Here is a 17,436-nt window from a genome sequence, read left to right on the forward strand (position 1 = left end):
GACCGGAATAACAGGCCCGATCGGAATAACAGGCCCAACCGGAGAAACGGGGCCGACCGGAATAACAGGAGCAACCGGAGAAACGGGGCCGACCGGAATAACAGGAGCAACCGGAGAAACAGGCCCAACCGGAATAACGGGACCGACCGGAGAAACAGGCCCAATTGGAATAACAGGTCCAACCGGAGAAACAGGACCGACTGGAATAACAGGCCCAACCGGAGCAACAGGTCCTACTGGGGGTATCGGTCCTATAACCACAACCAATTTGTTATATTACACTTTTGCAGATGGAGAGAAACTTATATATACAGATGCTGACGGGATACCTCAATATGGTACAACGAATATTTTGTCTCCTAGTGAAGTTTCTTATATTAATTTGTTTGTTAACGGAATACTACAACCACAACCATTATATGAAGTGAGTACTGGTAAATTAACTTTATTGGATACGCAACCACCATCGCAAGGATCTTCAATTATATTACAATTTATCATTATTAATTAAAAGGACAGATCCTTAATGAAAAGGAATCTGTCCTTTTTTGTTTTATATTTAAATAGTTAAAATTAAGTGAAGGTACATTCAATTTCTAGCTGTCATAAATGGTTGAATGATAGGAATTTTAACTTCAATCCTTTCCACAGTGTATTGGAATAAAATATAAAATGAATTTTTCAATATATTATATGAGAGTCCTCTATAATACAAACGGCTTCATGTTTAAAAAGAGAACACAATCTTAGTAAAGAAATAATGTATATTTATATAAAAAAATGGCACTGTTAATTGTTGAGTATATTCAAATTAATATGTGTATTTAAACCTAAGAGATAAACGTGGAAAAATAAAATAAACCCGTAAGTTTAGGTATTTAATCTAAGCAGTCAATTATTAAAAACATATAATTAATATGTGAGTCATGAACATAATTAAATAACGTTTTTAAGTTTAATTATATTTCATGTTTCCTATTTTAAGTCAATATATAACATGTTTTTTTACAACTTTATGATCCTTATAATAGGAAAAACTCAAATATAAAACAAGTAAGGAGGACATAAATGACAAACAATAATTGTTTTGGTCATAACCACTGCAATAATCCGATTGTTTTCACTCCAGATTGTTGTAATAATCCACAAACAGTTCCAATTACTAGTGAGCAATTAGGTAGATTAATTACTTTACTAAACTCTTTAATAGCGGCTATTGCAGCGTTTTTTGCAAACCCAAGTGATGCAAACAGATTAGCTTTACTCAATTTGTTTACTCAACTATTGAACTTACTAAATGAATTAGCACCTTCTCCAGAAGGGAATTTCTTAAAACAATTAATTCAAAGTATTATCAATTTACTACAATCTCCTAACCCAGATTTAGGTCAATTGCTTTCTTTATTACAACAATTCTATAGTGCTCTTGCACCATTCTTCTTCTCTTTAATTATTGACCCTGCAAGTTTACAACTTTTATTAAACTTATTAACTCAATTAATTGGTGCTACTCCAGGAGGAGGAGCAACAGGCCCAACAGGTCCAACGGGAGACACAGGTCTAGCAGGAGCAACGGGTCCAACAGGAGCAACAGGCCCGACAGGAGCAACAGGTCTAGCAGGAGCAACAGGCCCGACAGGAGCAACAGGTCTAACGGGAGCAACTGGTGCAACGGGAGCAACTGGTGGCGGAGCTATTATTCCATTCGCTTCAGGTACAACACCAGCTCTGTTAGTTAATGCGGCATTAGCTAATACAGGAACTCTTCTTGGATTTGGATTTAGTCAGCCTGGCATAGCTCCAGGTGTGGGAGGAACTCTCACAATACTACCAGGTGTTGTAGGTGATTATGCATTTGTAGCACCACGTGATGGAATTATCACGTCATTAGCAGGATTCTTTAGTGCAACAGCGGCGTTAGCTCCATTAGCACCTGTTCAAATTCAGATGCAAATATTTATCGCACCTGCTGCAAGTAATACGTTTACACCAGTAGCACCACCTCTATTATTAACACCAGCATTACCAGCAATAGCAATTGGTACTACAGCAACAGGAATCCAAGCTTATAATGTTCCAGTAGTTGCTGGGGATAAAATATTAGTATATGTTTCATTAACAGGAGCTAGTCCAATAGCTGCAGTTGCCGGATTTGTAAGCGCAGGTCTTAATATCGTCTAATTTGTTACAATGTTAATAGGAAATTAAACAGGGGTTCGTATATAGTCCTTCCTAATAAATTTAGGAAGGACTATATTTTTGGGGGAAATATGTAATAAATTAAATGAACAATTACTCTTTGTTAAGTTCGTATAAAAAAGTATAATTTCCCCTTTCTTATTTAAGGAATAAATTATGTAACTTAAAAAATTTCAATCAGCAAAAAAAGATGAATTCTTTTAAAAAAGAATTCATCCATAAAATAAACTATTTATTTTTATTGCAGTTACATCCTTTTTTCTTTACATAGCCTTGCTGAGTTAAGTCTCTTTGCGATTGGGAATTGGAAGATTGCGAATTGGAAGATTGAGAGGATGCTGAAGAGCTACTATTTTTATTATAAGAGTAGTTTTTTCGATAGTTATAATTACTCATAGTACTATCACCTCCAATTTAATATATAAATATTATATGTATGTACACTATCAATTGTTACTATTATTAATAGGAAGAGAAGATACAATAAAAAATCTCCTCGGTATTTTCCTAGGAGATAAATGATGATTCTTTTGAAAAATTATAAATTAATAACCCCAGTAAAGAGGAAAGTAATAAGAGTCTTGGCAATACGGATTATGTTGTTGAGCGGGGGGCTGGGGTGGATAATTTTTCATTTCGCGGTTTTGATTACAGTTTGCCGGAGGGCCAATTACAGCAGTTGATTGGATAGGAGAAACCGCTTGTTTCCATTGTTGTTCATTGAGACAATAAGTATGGGCCATCATATGAGCAGGAGTTAATCTTAAAATGTCAGAACCGAAAATAACTTCTGGCGTTGGGGCATTGAAAATAGCTAATAAATGAGTATTATCTGCTGTAGCAATTTCATAATGCCACCATGCTTGTGGAATGTTGGCAACTTGCCCGGGTTTTATCGGTAAGTTTAATATTTGATTCGTAAATGGATTAAGTAAAGAAACAACAGCAGACCCTGAAATACAATAAACAAGTTCAGCTGCATTTTGATGAATATGTGGCTCTACAACATTTCCTGTACTTAAATAAATATCTAATAATGAAGTATTTTCTAAGGTATTTAATTGTTTAATACCAAGTACATTTATATAATTTTTGGCATCTTTCCGAAAAAAATTACTTTTATTTACATCATAAGTAAAATTGGTTGAGGGGGAGGTATAGTCGATGTTGGCAGTCAATTGTATTACCCGCCTTTCTATAGGTAAGTTAGGTTACAAAATTAGGATATGTGTCTAGTCTTTGTTTTGTGCTGTTGTCGGTAGCTTAATAAATTCACTTATTCCATAAAGAATAAGGTGTTAAGACTAAACTATATTCGTATTCCCATTCATACTTTGGATTGATGGAAAAAAGTAATGAAAATGTTAATTTAAAATTACATCAATCATTTATAAGGAGTGAATGTTCATGTCATTTAGTGAAATGATTAGAAATGAAGTACTCAGCTGGGCGGGTGTTTCTGAAAAACCGCATCGATTTGGTGGTATTGAAATAAATTATGGTAAGAAAGAACTTGGGCATCTTCATGGTGATAAATTAGCTGATTTACCATTTCCGAAGTTAAAGAGAGATGAATTAGTGAAGCAAGGATTGGTAAAACCACATCACGTATTACCTGAATCAGGATGGATCAGTTATTATTTAAAGAGTGAAGAGGATATTCCATTTGCAATTGAGTTATTTCGTATGCAATATGATCGAATTAAAAAGTAATGAAATAAAGTAGGGTAATAAAAATTTATTTTTATGTCACATCCCTCCTTAATCGTTCGTCTTGTATGTAGAACGATTGAGGAGGGATTTTATTATGAATACATTTGATATAGCAATTGTTGGCGGTGGGCTTGCTGGATTAACAGCATCTATATATTTAGCGAAAGCTGGAAGGAAAGTGATTGTATTAGAAAAGTCTAGTCAATTCGGTGGCCGAGGGATGACTATAAATAAAAATGGAATCTGCATGAATCTTGGTGCACATGCTTTATATAGAGGCGGGACAGCGTTTATAACTTGTAATGAGCTCGGTATGAATCTTCCAGGTGGAATACCATCTACAAAAGCACATGGAATATGGAAAGGGGATATATTCACTATCCCAACAGATTTTTACTCAATTTTATCAACACCACTACTTTCTTGGTCTGCAAAAGTACAATTCTCACGTCTTATGATGCGTTTAGGAAATTTAGATGTAGGAGAAGTTCCGAAAATGAGTCTAACTACATGGGCAGAAAATGAAATAAAAGATCCAATGGTTCGCAATATATTTTATGCGCTATGCCGGACAACAACATATACGTTTGCTCCTACAATACAATTAGCATCATCTGTACTAAAGCAAATACAGCTTTCTATAAAAGAGGGGGTGCTTTATGTAGATGGTGGTTGGGAGACGATAATAACAAAATTAAGAGCTATAGCGAATGATATTGGGGTACAGTTTTTGGCTAAAAAGCATGTTGTGGAAATTGAGCATTCCGAAGATAAACAAAGAATACATTGTGTTGATCATGAGGTTTTTGAAGTAGGCACAGTTATCGTGACGACTCCGCCGAAAGAAGCTTGTAAAATAATAAAAGGTGCAGAAGGAACAAGTTTGCATAGATGGAGTGAACAATCGGTACCGGTTACTGTTGCTGCATTAGATATTGGCTTGAGACAATTACCCAATCCTACACATCAATTTGTATTAGGATTAGATCAACCTATATTTTTCACAAATCAATCGAGAGCAGCTAAATTAAGTGAAGATGGATCAATTGCAGTGAGTCTAATTAAGTACCATAATCCTGTGCTAGAGATGAATCATATTCATGAAGATAAAGAACAATTGGAAAGTACGATGGAGTTGTTACATCCAAATTGGAAAAGAGAAGTTGTTGCACAGCAATATTTACCGAAAATAACAGTAGTACATGATTTTCCTCATATTGACCGTGTTGAAAAACCGGGCCCTAATATACCTGAAATGCCAGGTGTTTATGTTGCAGGAGATTGGGCAGGGCATGATGAAATATTAGCTGATGCTGCGGTAGCAAGCGGGAAACGTGCAGCGTTACACATTTTAAAGCAATATGAAAGTGAGGCAGTTCATCATGGAAACGGAGCAGTTATATGAAGCGTATCAACCATTATTATTTTCGTTAGCATACAGAATCCTTGGGAGTGTTATGGATGCTGAGGATATCGTTCAGGATGTATTTATCTCGCTAAATAATATAGAAGATCCTCAATCTATAGAAAATATGAAAGCATATTTATGTAAGATGGCGACAAATCGTTCAATTGATAAATTACGATCGGCAACGCATAAGCGTAACGTGTATGTAGGGATGTGGTTACCAGAGCCAATTGTAGAAGAGAGTGATGAGCCATCAAAGTCTTTTATAATGAAAGAATCCCTTTCCACCGCATATTTATTACTTTTACAACAGTTATCTGAGGTAGAAAGGATTGTTTTCATATTAAGAGAGGTTTTCAGTTATGAATACGAAGAAATAGCTTCAATTGTTGATAAGAGTAGTGTGAACTGCAGGAAGATCTTTCAACGTGCTCGAAAAAGCATGTTGGAGAAACCGAAGCAATCAAAATTAAGCACGGAGAAAATGGCTTCTTATGTTGAAAAGTTTGTATCATCATTACAGTGTGGGGATGCGGAAGGTATGTTAGAAGTATTAAAAACAGATGCTATACTCAAAGCTGATGGTGGCGGTAAAGTTACGACTGCGATCAATCCGATTTATTCTGCAGATCGAATTATACGTTTGTTCTTTGGGATTGCACAACGATTGACAGAAGAGTACACTGTTGATTTCAAAATGGTAAATGGTATACCAGGAGTTATAGTTACAATAAATAATAAAGTAACGTATGTTCTTTCGTTTGCATTTGAGGATGAGAAGATTTCAAATATTTATATGATGGTTAATCCTGAAAAACTTATGCATTTAAATGTAAAAATATAAAAAAGCGCATTTCTTCAGAAATGCGTTTTTTATTATTTTTCTAACATTTCAAGAGGTACATCTTTTTCGCCGGCTACCTCAAATTTAATTTCCCCGTCTTCTTCATAAATACGTGTAATAATCGGTATAGTAATCATTAATTTTTTATGCTGCTTTCGTTTTCGAGCAGCATCTAAGCTAATAACGTTCATTTGTAAGCATCCTTTCTTCTGGAAATATATAAACAAAGAAAATGCGTCCGAAAAGGGCGCTTAATTGAATTTGAAATACCGATTCATTTAAAATGTGGTTTATATAATTTAATAACTGCAATTTTAATATGAAATAATATGAATGGAATAATTGCACGTAGAAATTAACTTTACCAAAAAACGAAACAATATGCTATAAAAAATTATAAATCTTTGTCATATAACAGGAAAAAGGTTTTTGTTTCGCATATAATAAAAAGTAGACGGGCAGCAAGAGCTTTTTTCATCATATTGCTTGGAAAGGCGATGAAAAGAATGGATACAGTAGATTCATTATTATTGCAACTTGAACAATATGGAGAAGAGCATGATCGAAATAAAAAAACAAGGGAAGAAAAATTACGGAATGTTTCTCGTGAGATGGGGCAATTTTTATCAATTTTAGTAAAAGGGTGTAATGCAAAAAACATCTTAGAAATTGGAACTTCTAATGGTTATTCTACATTGTGGTTAGCTAATGCAGTAGAAGAAACAAATGGAAATGTAACAACTGTAGAGCTTTCTTCAGAACGAGTTGGAGAGGCACTTGTCAATTTTGAAAAGGCAAACCTGTTACAAAGAATCGATATTCATAATCAAGAAGCAGGGGCATTTTTAGATTCCCAATTAGATCATTCATTTGATTTTATTTTCCTAGATTCAGAGCGCACGCAATACATGTGGTGGTTTGAGCATATAAAACGTATGTTACAACCAAAAGGTTTTCTTGTTGTTGATAATGCAACTTCTCATGCGAGTGAATTAGATGAGTTTATAAAAATGATTGAAGAAGATGATACGTTTGAAACGGTGTTATTAGCGTTTCAAAAGGGAGCATTTGTAGCTCGCAAAAATAAATAGAAGTGAGTGTAATAGAATTATCACATTGAAAACGGGTGAATGTCAAAAGATTGAGTGTAGCACGATTAAAAGAACATAAATTATTTAGGAAATATATGAAGAATCCGCCTTCAGCATGTCGTTCTCTAGGTCTTAAGTCTGAGGAAAATTATGTTGATTACAGGTATACTTATAGTAAGAAACAGGGAATGACTGCATAAACAGACATTTCTAAAAAAATCGATTTCAAGCAGTCAGAATGTATATGAAATACGATATAATTGATGAAATATAGTGCATATAAATTCGCACATATAAATAAAGGAGCGATTTTGTTGACTGAACTCGAGAAAAAAGAACCTGTATCCATTGTGAAAGATAATAATGTAGAAGTAGTAGTTGATACAGTTATAAAAGATGAAGAATTAGAGGAACTAAATAAAGAAGCTGATCTTTATGTACAAAAGTTAAATAGCGAGCAAAATACAGATTTATCAAAAGTATTGTCTCAGCTAGGAGATTTAGGGGATAAAGAGCAACAAGCAGCAGGACAAACGTTATCAGCTTTAAAACGCCCTGTAACAGCGATGATGAATGGGAAAAATGAAGAAATTCCAAATACATTGTTAGAATTACGAAAAGTGGTATCAGAGCTTGATCCCAATTCACTTAAAGCAAGTGGTATGAAGAAAATAATGTTTAAAGTATTCAAGAAAAATCCACTTGAAACATACGTGCATAAATACCAATCTATAGATAAACAAATCGAGGAAATTATTAGATCCCTTCTAATTGGCCGTGATAACTTACAAGAGGATACAGTTGGTCTTGAAATGTTAAAAGAACAATCGCACGATAAAATTCATGCGCTTGATAAACAAGTATACTTAGGGAAAAAGCTTGCTGGCATGCTTGAAGCTGAGAAACAAAACCCAGAGCGTCAAAGAGATATTCCGTTAATTAACGATGCGTTAGAAAAGATACTTGTACGTACACGTAATATGCAGCAAGCGAAAAGTGTATTATTACAATCGATAGCTTCTGTAGACATCATTAAGAAAAATAACGAAAAGTTAACAGAGGCAATACGAAATGCAATTACGATGACGCAAAACGTTGTAACAGTTTCAGCTGCTATTCAGCTAGCATTAACGAATCAACGTAAAACAATTGACGCTGTAAATGCGACGAATGAAGCAATTGAATCGATGGTATTAAGTAATTCTCAAGCGTTAAAACAAAATACAGAAGAGACGACGAAATTGCTTGAAAATCCCGCTATTAGCATGGATAAATTACGTGAATCATTCCAAAATGTGTTCGCTGCAATTGAAGCATCTGAAAAATCGTCAGAACGTATTATCGAGTCAAGTAAGAAGTTCGTTATTGAACTAGACACATTTAATGATGAGATGAAGCAGAAACTCATTCAGCGTCCAAGGAAATAACGGATTATTAGAGGAGGTGAACAAATGAGTTTCATTCAAACAGTACTATTACTACTCGGTACATTGCTTTTAATAGCATTTACTGTTGTTGTTTTAGTCGTATATTTCGGACGGAAGTTGTATTTTTCATGGACGAAGCCATATAAAAGAGCGCAAGATTCTTTAGATAAGTTATCAAACAAATCAATACCGTTTCTACAAGAATTTACACAACATCCACTGTTTTATCGCTGGATTCGCACTGAAGGAAAGAAAGAACAAAATACATTAAATACTCTATTTTGTGCATCAGGTCAACGTACGAGAGAACAAGTCTTCTCGATGTTACCGAAAGAAAAGCAGAAAAAAGTGCATGTAATGGCAAAAATTACGAAAAAGTTTACGAATGAAGATATCGATGTGGCTGCGATGAAAGTGAAAGATTTCTTAAGACAAGAAACACAACAAACTGTAAAACCGACAGACTTATCATTTTACAAATTGTATTTTTATGACCGTTATCCAGACGCATTAAATACAATTCAAGCGTATAAACGCTCAATAAATCCTTCATTACAAAGAACGGTTGATGATATTACAATTTCAGTATTGAATGCACTTCCGTACTATCAAGAGCAACGCATGTTTGAACAACAACATAAACTTGAAACGTTCTTAATGAAAGATTTAACGGCCATGTTATCGTTGGTAGTACAATTACCACCTTCACAAAGACCAGAGAAGGAAGAAGAATTGAAAATCTACTTGGAAAATTTCCAAAAAGAAATGGAAGTAGTAGAGCGAGATATTCGCGACTCAATTGATCACGATTTAAATGTGAAGATGAGAGCAGCGACTGAGAAGTTTAAGAATAAATAGAAGAGATCGCCTAAAAAGTTGAATGTTTCAGCTTTTAGGCGTTTTTTTTGTGAGTTGAGAGAGTGTAATCTTTTGTGAAATTGTATATACAAACGTTAATAAGTGGTAAAATATAGAGTGTTTTTTTATACTTTGTGTAAACAATTATTATAAAAGGGGTATGATATTGTGCTAATTGAGTTAGTCATACTATTTGTAATTCTATTTTTATTTCTTGGCTACCCTATTAGTAAAGCATGGGATAGTTTCCAATTGAAGAAGGAGAATTCCTCAAGTATACTAAAGTTCGAGCCACAGGAAATATTATCAATAGGTTTGAGTTATTTTATCTTTGGTTTAGGTATTATGTGGAATGCAAATGATGTAAGAGCAGGAATACCATTACATAAATTCGAAAAGAACGGAATGATGTCTGATCAATATGCTTCTTTAGCACATGACCACATTGCGATAGTAGTTCTTTTAGTTATTTTAGGTGGAGTTTCGTATTGGAGATTAACAACAGGCTTAATAAAACTTTCACCAATATTTTATATTTTTTATAGTACTTTAATGATAGTAAACATTGTATATACATTCATCTATATTACTCATACAGGCTCTGCTTTTTATACGGAATTAGGAGGATTGAGATACATTCCAGTCTTTTGTATTCAAGTTGGAATGCTTGCATTTAGTCTATTATTCTTAGCTAAATTAAGAAATACATTAGGTTATTTCATACAATCTCAGAATGAGAAAGATTATACGCAGAGCAACAGAATTATATTATTGCTGTATCGCATTTCTTTTGGATATCAAAAAATGGCTACAGTCTGGATGATAAGTTTATTTCCTGTCTTGTTAATTGTTCAATTTATTTTAATACTGTTTGGCCAAAAACCAGATAGTTTTATAAGAGTGTTTATGGAAACAAGTAGTTTTAATTATTCTAAGATTCCCGCCCCAAGTCCTCAAATTGTCTCCGGGGATGGGCATTATTTATGTACAGTTTCTGTGAAAGGTCATAAAAACATCGTTAAGCCATTACGAGCAGGAATTAGGCATGGGGAAAGAATTACAGTTAATCGACAGTTATTAATTGCGAACGCTTTTGAAAATGTAATTGAGGAGCGGGTACCAAAATGTCATAAAGTTATTCGTAATTTTTATGATAAATACGGTTATCCAATTAGTAAACATATTAATACGAAATGGTCGGCTGATTTTGTTTATATTTTAATGAAGCCACTAGAATGGTTCTTCTTATTTGTACTTTACACAGTAGATAAAAACCCTGAGAATAGAATTCATATTCAATATAGTGAACTACGAAAATAAAAGTAAGAGCCCGCATTCAAAAAAATGCGGGCTCTTACTTTTATTTTGCTTGAATAGTAGATTTACTAGAAGCCACACTTTCATTATGCAATCGATCAACTGCAGTTACGACATACGTATACGTTTCTCCAGAAATAGCGGTTTTATCTACATAAATTTCTCCAAGTTTTGTTTTTCTTACAGTAGTAAGTAAATTTTTGGGGTTTTGTATATCTACTTCATTTTTCCCATTCGTGCGGTAAATAGCGTAATAAGCAGAATCATTATCTCTATTGTCAATGATACCGATTGCAATACCTTCATTTCTTGGAATGGCACCTTTTAAAGTCGGTTGTTTTGGTGGATCATGATCAAGCCAAGGCATAGGCGGGATTAATGCAGGATATTTATATATGTCTTTTGAGAGTCGATCTTTAACTCCAAGTGGATTGTTATTAATATCTTTTAAGCTAAAATGCATACTACCTTTTATTTCAGGATATAGCCGGTTTAATGCAATTTGTCTCGGATATTCTTCTGGATCAGACCAAGCAGGGACGGAGTTATTATTAATTTTATAGGCCGCTTGACCGATGTATAGGTGAATTGGTTTGTTATTTGTTTCTTTAACCCACCAATCTACTAATATGTCATATGCAGCTGGGGTGAAACCTATATTCCAATATATTTGCGGTGTAATGTAGTCAATATATCCTTTTTGTATCCACTCACGTGTGTCAGCATAAAGGTCATCATAGTTTCTTTGGCCTGCGGTTGTGTTAGAGCCAGTCGGATCGTCAGCTATATTTCGCCATACGCCGAACGGACTAATGCCAAACTTTACATATGATTTTTCTTGTTTTATAGCAGTATTTAAATCTTTTACAAGTTCATTTACATTGTTACGTCGCCAATCTTCTATATTTGTAAATCTACCGTTATTATATGTTTCGTACGTTTTCTGATCTGGAAATTCTTCACCGGCTACTTTATATGGGTAAAAATAATCATCCATATGCAGCGCATCAATATCGTAATTTTGTACGATTTCTAAAGCACCTTCTGTTATAAATTTTTTCACTTCCGGAATACCAGGATTGTAATATAACTTTCCACCATAAGGTACAACCCAATCGGGATGTTGCCTTGCAGGATGATTATTTGATAATCGATTTATATCGGTATGATTCATCGTTATTCGGTATGGGTTAATCCAAGCGTGGAATTCTATATTTCTTTTATGAGTTTCTTCAATCATAAATGCGAGCGGGTCATAACCAGGATCTTTTTCTTGTGTCCCCGTAATGTATTCAGACCAAGGACCGTAATTTGAAGGATAGAAAGCATCAGCAGTTGGTTTAATTTGTACAACAACTGCATTCATACCAGTGCTTTTTACATCGTCTAATAATCGTATAAATTCTTGTTTCTGTTTTTCAATGGGTAAGCCAGTTTTTGAGGGCCAATCAATATTCAGAACAGATGCAATCCATACAGCACGTAATTCGTGTTTTTTGTATGCAGTATTTACTTCAGCATAAGTAGAGTGAGGGGGAATGAAAGAGAAAGGGATGAACAAGATGACGATACAACATATCATTAATAAACGTTTAACGATCATTTATACGCCTCCTATCATATGATTAGTTAAAATAATATCTGAGGCGAGGTTGACCTTGCAATAGAGAAAATTACATATTGAAACATTAATTTAATAGGGGAAATATTTATAATGAAATTTACTTTCATTATAAATAAATTCATTTACTACTTCATATGCTTGTTAGTAAAGTGAAACTTCCTTTCATTTGAAGGGTAATAAATTATAAGTATAGGAGGATTAACAAATGAAAGTTTTGTTCGTCTGTTCTGGAGGAATGTCCAGTGCAATTGTTGTAAACGCTTTAAAAAAAGAAGCGGAGAAAAATGGTGTGAACATGGAAGTGCATGCAATTGGAACGAATGAGGTAGAGGAAGAAGTAAAGAATGGTTGGGATGTTGTAATGGTTGCACCACAAGTTAGACACCGATTTGACTCTGTAAAAAAATTTGCAGAAGAGGAGTCTATTCCGTGTGGTATCATTCCGCCGCAAGCATATACGCCGCTTGGTGGAGCGACTTTATTAAAGACTGTAAATGATTTAATTCGTTAGGGGGAACCGTTATGAATAAGTTTGTCACGTTTCTTGATAAAAACTTATCTGGACCGATGGCAAGACTTTCTGAACAGAGACATTTACAAGCAATCCGTGATGGAGTTATTTCAGCATTACCATTTATCATCGTAGGAAGTTTCTTTTTAATCGTAGCATTTCCACCATTACCGAAAGATAGTTTCATATCCGTTTGGGCATTAAAGAATCAAACAAGTATATTAATACCATATCGTTTAACTATGTTTATTATGTCTTTATATATAGCATTTGGAATAGGATATAATTTAGCGAAGAGTTATAAGTTAGATGCTTTATCGGGAGCTCAGCTTGCAGTATGTTCACTACTTTTAACATTAACTCCTGAATTAATTGATAAAAAAGGATTCATGCTTCCGATGACAAATCTCGGAGGGCATGGACTATTTGTGACTATGATTGTTTCTATTTTATCAGTTGAGATTTTAAGGTTTTGTAAGAAGAACAACGTAACGATTAAAATGCCAGAACAAGTACCACCGTCAGTATCGCGTTCGTTTGAAGCACTTATACCTGCTGCATTCGTTATTATTATTATGAGCCTTATTACAGTTGTTTTTAAAGTTGATGTACATTACGTAGTGGATAAATTAGCCGCACCGTTAGTCAAAGCTGGAGATAGTTACTTTGGCGTCATAATACCTGTATTTTTAATTACATTTTTCTGGTCCTTCGGAATACATGGTGTATCGGTTGTAGGTACTGTAGCAAGACCGCTTTGGGATGTATATCTAGGAAAAAACGGTGAAGCTGTAGCAAGTGGTGCGAGTCAATTTCCATTTATTGCACCAGAACCGTTTTATCAATGGTTTATTTGGATTGGTGGCTCGGGAGCAACATTAGGGCTTGTGTTAGCGATGATCGTATTTGGTCGGTCAAAATATTCGAAAGCATTATCGAGAACATGTATTGTTCCTGGGATTTTTAATATAAATGAACCGGTTATATTCGGTTTGCCGATTGTATTAAATCCAATTTTAATTATTCCTTTCGTCATTACGCCGCTAGTAACAGCGACTATTGCTTATGCCGCAACGGCAATGGGTTTTGTAACGCCAACTCATATTATGCCACCATGGACATTACCAGCCCCAATTGGTGCATATTTAGCTACAGGTGGAGATTGGCGTGCTATTGTATTAGTCTTAATAAATATAGCTATATCATTCCTTATTTATTTACCATTCTTTAAAATGTACGACAAAAATATGCTTGAAATTGAAAAGCATGGTGACGGGGAATCTGTTAATCCTTAATCTGCATGCTGTTATTTTGAGTGATAGACTTCTGTCTATCACTTCTTTCACATTAAAACCAGTAAGGGGGGAATAAAATGAATATAAAATTTAGTTATAAAGGTGTATTTTTATTATTATTTGGAGTGATTTGTTCAAATTTACTTTTTGTCCCTTTATTAGGCATGCTAAATCTATCGCAAATGCATAGTATATGGCTCGTTACAAGCATTGCGGCAAGCGTTTTGCTTACGATAGTTGTTTCTTTCATCGATGGGTCGTTTGCATCGAAAGCTCAATTGTTTTTTAGATTTATATTGTTTTCGATTGGTTGTACGTTGGTTACTTACATGATTGTTTTTTAGTAAATAGGAGGTCATGCACGTTATGTATATTGCAGGGGTAATGTCCGGTACATCATTAGACGGAATAGATGTAGCACTCGTTCATATAGAAGGAAGCGGTGTAGATTCTAAAATTGAACCCATCTATTTTACTACAGTTCTATTTTGTAATGATATAAAAAATGAGATCCAACAAGCGTTATCAATTGAAACTTCGAATGTCCAACTTATATGTAGTTTGAATTTTAAACTTGGTTTATTCTTCGCCAATGCTGTAAAGGAAGTTTGTAAAGAGGCCAATTTTCCTTTGAGACAATTAGATTTAATAGGTTCTCACGGACAAACGATTTATCATCAGCCAAAGCAAGAAGGGAATATTATTTCTTCAACATTGCAAATTGGGGAACCAGCAGTAATAGCATATGAAACGAACACGACGGTTATCTCGAATTTCCGAACAATGGACATGGCGGCAGGGGGACAAGGTGCACCACTTGTACCATATTCAGAAGTTATTTTATATCAGCATCAAACTAAAAATAGACTGCTACAAAATATTGGTGGGATTGGGAATGTTACAGTGCTTCCAAGTAAACGAAGTAATGAGAGTGTTATTGCTTTTGATACGGGACCAGGCAACATGGTAATCGATGAAGTATGTCAAAGATTATTTCATGTACCATATGATCAAAATGGTTGGATTGCAAAGCAGGGGGTAGTTGTAGATGAAATTTTAACATACTGTATGAACCATCCATTTTTGAACATGAAACCACCAAAATCAACAGGTAGAGAACAGTTTGGAGAATCGTTTGTGACTGATATATTGAATCGATTTAAAAAGCATAGTAAAGAAAATATATTGGCAACTGTCACGATGTTTACAGCATGTTCAATTATTCATCATTATAAGGAGTTTATTTTGCCGTATTATGAAATTGATGAGGTGATTTTAGGTGGTGGTGGAAGTTATAATAATACACTTGTTGAAATGTTACGGAATGGATTAAGAGAAGAGAAATGTAGCATATGTATACAAGAAGATATTGGTCATTCTTCAGCAGCGAAAGAAGCAATTGCGTTTGCTATTTTAGCAAACGAAACGTATCATCGTAATCCGAGTAATATGCCGAGCGCAACAGGTGCTAAGAATTCCGTAATTTTAGGGAATATAACATTCCCTCCATACGCAGATGAAAATGAGGCGAACATATGAAGTATATGATTGGAGTAGATGGCGGGGGAACGAAGACGGAGGCCATTGCATTTGATCAAGATGGAAATGAAGTTGTAAGAGGTACGAGCCGATTTGGAAATGTATTAATAGATTTTGATCAGGCACTGTTGCATATTATGGAAGCAATTGATCAATGCCAGAAGAGTTTAATAAATGGGCATTGCGTTTGTATTTGTTTAGGAGTAGCTGGTATAAGCGGAGCGAATACAAATGAATTAACATTACGTTTTAAAAAGAAATACGGAACAAAAATTGAAATTTTTAATGATGCAATGATTGCGCATGCAGCAGCTTTAAAAGGTAAGGATGGAATATTAACTATAGGTGGTACAGGTGCAATTTGTATCGGAAAGAAAGAAGAAGTATATCAGTATAGCGGTGGATGGGGACATATTTTAGGAGATGAGGGGAGCGGATATTGGATTGCATTACAAGCTTTAAAGAAAATGGCAATTCAGTTCGATCAAGGAATCAGTCTTTGTCCATTGAGTTTGAATATTCAAAGGCAGTTTCAACTTTTGACACCGTCTCATATAAAAAGCTTAGTATATACTTCTTCTAAAGATAAAATTGCAGCAATCGCGCCATTAGTTATTCAGGAAGCGAGAAATGGCAATGATGATGCGCATGAAATTATGATGCAAGCTGGAAAGGAATTAGCAAGGATTACAGTAAATGTTTATAACAAGTTGAACTTTAAGTACTCAACGCCAATTGCAGTAAGTGGCAGTATATTGCGTTTAGTTCCTGAAATATTTGCTGTATTTCAGAAATGCTGTGAAGAAAGTATGAAAGAAATTACATTCGTATCACAAGCAGAAATGGCAGTGAAAGGAACATATTATTTAATGAGGGATATATATTTTAAAAAATAGTGTATGAGAATTTTTGTATGATTTGTAAAAATATGATGTTAAAATGTATAAAGGGATGTATGTTAAAAACGTACAATATACGTAGTAATTGAATATTGTATATGTATTCCCATGTAGAAAGTGAATGATTACATGATTAATAGTATGCAGTTTTTATATTTGGTGGCTTCTTATTTAATTGGAAACATATTGACCGCTTATATAGTAACAAAATTGAGACATAACGTTGATATTAGGGATGAAGGAAGCGGAAATCCTGGCGCAAGAAATATGGGGCGCGTATATGGAAAAGGGTATTTCATCGCTACATTTTTAGGTGATGCGATTAAAGGGGCAATAGTTGTTGCTGTAGCAAAATCTCTTTTTAAAGATCCTACATTCGTAATGTTAACATTATTGGCCGTTATTATTGGACATATTTACCCAGTTTTATTTAAAGGCAAGGGCGGTAAAGGTATTTCAACATTTATAGGAGGACTAATCGCATTTGATTATTTGATAGCGCTTACCCTCTTAGGCATTTTTATTGTATTTTATTTAATATTTAAAGGGTTTACGAAGCCAGGACTAATTACGATTGCTTGTTTACCAATTTGTATGATTCTTTATTCTTATTCTATTGTTACCACTATATTAAGTGGAATGATTATTGTACTTATTCTATATGTAAATCGAGAATAAAATGAATGTTTAATAAGTGGAGATAATCTCCAC

At 34.4% G+C, this 17,436-nt stretch carries 18 protein-coding genes; 15 read left to right on the plus strand and 3 right to left on the minus strand.

Annotated features, from left to right (window positions below; translation table 11 throughout):
- A partial coding sequence (locus MR143_RS12830; RefSeq protein WP_242280791.1) for a DUF4183 domain-containing protein occupies window positions 1-511 on the plus strand: 511 nt, incomplete at its 5' end.
- Between the two features lie 557 nt (window positions 512-1,068).
- Window positions 1,069-2,181 carry an exosporium glycoprotein BclB-related protein gene (locus MR143_RS12835; protein ID WP_242280792.1) on the plus strand — a complete coding sequence of 371 codons (1,113 nt, stop codon included), beginning with the start codon at window positions 1,069-1,071 and terminating at the stop codon, window positions 2,179-2,181.
- 563 nt (window positions 2,182-2,744) lie between these two features.
- On the opposite strand, the gene MR143_RS12840 is transcribed toward MR143_RS12835, so the two are convergent.
- Entirely contained in the window at window positions 2,745-3,377 is a 633-nt protein-coding gene (locus tag MR143_RS12840) for a cupin domain-containing protein (protein ID WP_000126315.1), read from the minus strand.
- Window positions 3,378-3,606: 229 nt separating this feature from the next.
- Between MR143_RS12840 and MR143_RS12845 the strand changes: the two genes are divergently transcribed.
- From MR143_RS12845 to MR143_RS12855, 3 genes are all read left to right on the plus strand, one after another.
- Complete coding sequence (locus MR143_RS12845; protein WP_000010319.1) at window positions 3,607-3,912, plus strand: luciferase domain-containing protein; 306 nt, start codon at window positions 3,607-3,609, stop codon at window positions 3,910-3,912.
- 94 nt (window positions 3,913-4,006) lie between these two features.
- Window positions 4,007-5,317, plus strand: a complete 1,311-nt coding sequence (locus MR143_RS12850; protein WP_001091194.1) for a phytoene desaturase family protein — start codon at window positions 4,007-4,009, stop codon at window positions 5,315-5,317.
- Window positions 5,295-6,164 carry a sigma-70 family RNA polymerase sigma factor gene (locus tag MR143_RS12855; RefSeq protein ID WP_000447149.1) on the plus strand — a complete coding sequence of 290 codons (870 nt, stop codon included), beginning with the start codon at window positions 5,295-5,297 and terminating at the stop codon, window positions 6,162-6,164. The genes MR143_RS12850 and MR143_RS12855 overlap by 23 nt, the downstream gene beginning before the upstream one ends.
- Before the next feature lie 32 nt (window positions 6,165-6,196).
- On the opposite strand, the gene MR143_RS12860 is transcribed toward MR143_RS12855, so the two are convergent.
- Entirely contained in the window at window positions 6,197-6,355 is a 159-nt protein-coding gene (locus tag MR143_RS12860) for a hypothetical protein (RefSeq protein ID WP_001100984.1), read from the minus strand.
- A gap of 306 nt (window positions 6,356-6,661) precedes the next feature.
- Between MR143_RS12860 and MR143_RS12865 the strand changes: the two genes are divergently transcribed.
- From MR143_RS12865 to MR143_RS12880, 4 genes are all read left to right on the plus strand, one after another.
- A complete protein-coding gene (locus tag MR143_RS12865; protein ID WP_002094007.1) occupies window positions 6,662-7,255 on the plus strand; it encodes an O-methyltransferase in 594 nt (197 codons plus the stop codon).
- A gap of 314 nt (window positions 7,256-7,569) precedes the next feature.
- Window positions 7,570-8,682, plus strand: coding sequence for a toxic anion resistance protein (locus MR143_RS12870; RefSeq protein WP_000137407.1), 1,113 nt, complete (start codon window positions 7,570-7,572; stop codon window positions 8,680-8,682).
- Between the two features lie 24 nt (window positions 8,683-8,706).
- Window positions 8,707-9,540, plus strand: a complete 834-nt coding sequence (locus MR143_RS12875) for a DUF3974 domain-containing protein (protein ID WP_242280793.1) — start codon at window positions 8,707-8,709, stop codon at window positions 9,538-9,540.
- A 168-nt stretch (window positions 9,541-9,708) separates the two neighbouring features.
- Window positions 9,709-10,860 carry a DUF6688 domain-containing protein gene (locus MR143_RS12880; protein WP_000904387.1) on the plus strand — a complete coding sequence of 384 codons (1,152 nt, stop codon included), beginning with the start codon at window positions 9,709-9,711 and terminating at the stop codon, window positions 10,858-10,860.
- 40 nt (window positions 10,861-10,900) lie between these two features.
- On the opposite strand, the gene MR143_RS12885 is transcribed toward MR143_RS12880, so the two are convergent.
- Window positions 10,901-12,460 carry a glycoside hydrolase family 10-like protein gene (locus tag MR143_RS12885; protein ID WP_000636003.1) on the minus strand — a complete coding sequence of 520 codons (1,560 nt, stop codon included), beginning with the start codon at window positions 12,458-12,460 and terminating at the stop codon, window positions 10,901-10,903.
- Between the two features lie 226 nt (window positions 12,461-12,686).
- On the opposite strand from MR143_RS12885, the gene MR143_RS12890 reads away from it, so the two are divergent.
- The 6 genes from MR143_RS12890 to plsY all read left to right on the plus strand — a co-directional run bounded on the left by MR143_RS12890 (window position 12,687) and on the right by plsY (window position 17,403).
- Window positions 12,687-12,992, plus strand: coding sequence for a PTS sugar transporter subunit IIB (locus MR143_RS12890; protein ID WP_000865909.1), 306 nt, complete (start codon window positions 12,687-12,689; stop codon window positions 12,990-12,992).
- Window positions 12,993-13,003: 11 nt separating this feature from the next.
- Window positions 13,004-14,287 (plus strand): PTS sugar transporter subunit IIC, encoded by a 1,284-nt coding sequence (locus tag MR143_RS12895; protein WP_001032290.1) that lies wholly within the window; start codon window positions 13,004-13,006, stop codon window positions 14,285-14,287.
- A gap of 77 nt (window positions 14,288-14,364) precedes the next feature.
- Complete coding sequence (locus MR143_RS12900) at window positions 14,365-14,631, plus strand: hypothetical protein (RefSeq protein WP_001021977.1); 267 nt, start codon at window positions 14,365-14,367, stop codon at window positions 14,629-14,631.
- 22 nt (window positions 14,632-14,653) lie between these two features.
- Window positions 14,654-15,826, plus strand: coding sequence for an anhydro-N-acetylmuramic acid kinase AnmK (gene anmK, locus MR143_RS12905; RefSeq protein WP_061884154.1), 1,173 nt, complete (start codon window positions 14,654-14,656; stop codon window positions 15,824-15,826).
- Window positions 15,823-16,722 (plus strand): BadF/BadG/BcrA/BcrD ATPase family protein, encoded by a 900-nt coding sequence (locus tag MR143_RS12910; RefSeq protein WP_000876613.1) that lies wholly within the window; start codon window positions 15,823-15,825, stop codon window positions 16,720-16,722. Before anmK ends, MR143_RS12910 begins: the two co-directional genes overlap by 4 nt.
- Window positions 16,723-16,854: 132 nt before the next feature.
- Window positions 16,855-17,403, plus strand: coding sequence for a glycerol-3-phosphate 1-O-acyltransferase PlsY (plsY, locus tag MR143_RS12915; protein ID WP_000610866.1), 549 nt, complete (start codon window positions 16,855-16,857; stop codon window positions 17,401-17,403).
- Window positions 17,404-17,436: the final 33 nt, after the last annotated feature.

The sequence above is a fragment of the Bacillus cereus group sp. BfR-BA-01347 genome (genome assembly GCF_022663835.1).
GTDB classification, from domain to species: Bacteria; Bacillota; Bacilli; order Bacillales; family Bacillaceae_G; genus Bacillus_A; species Bacillus_A thuringiensis_K.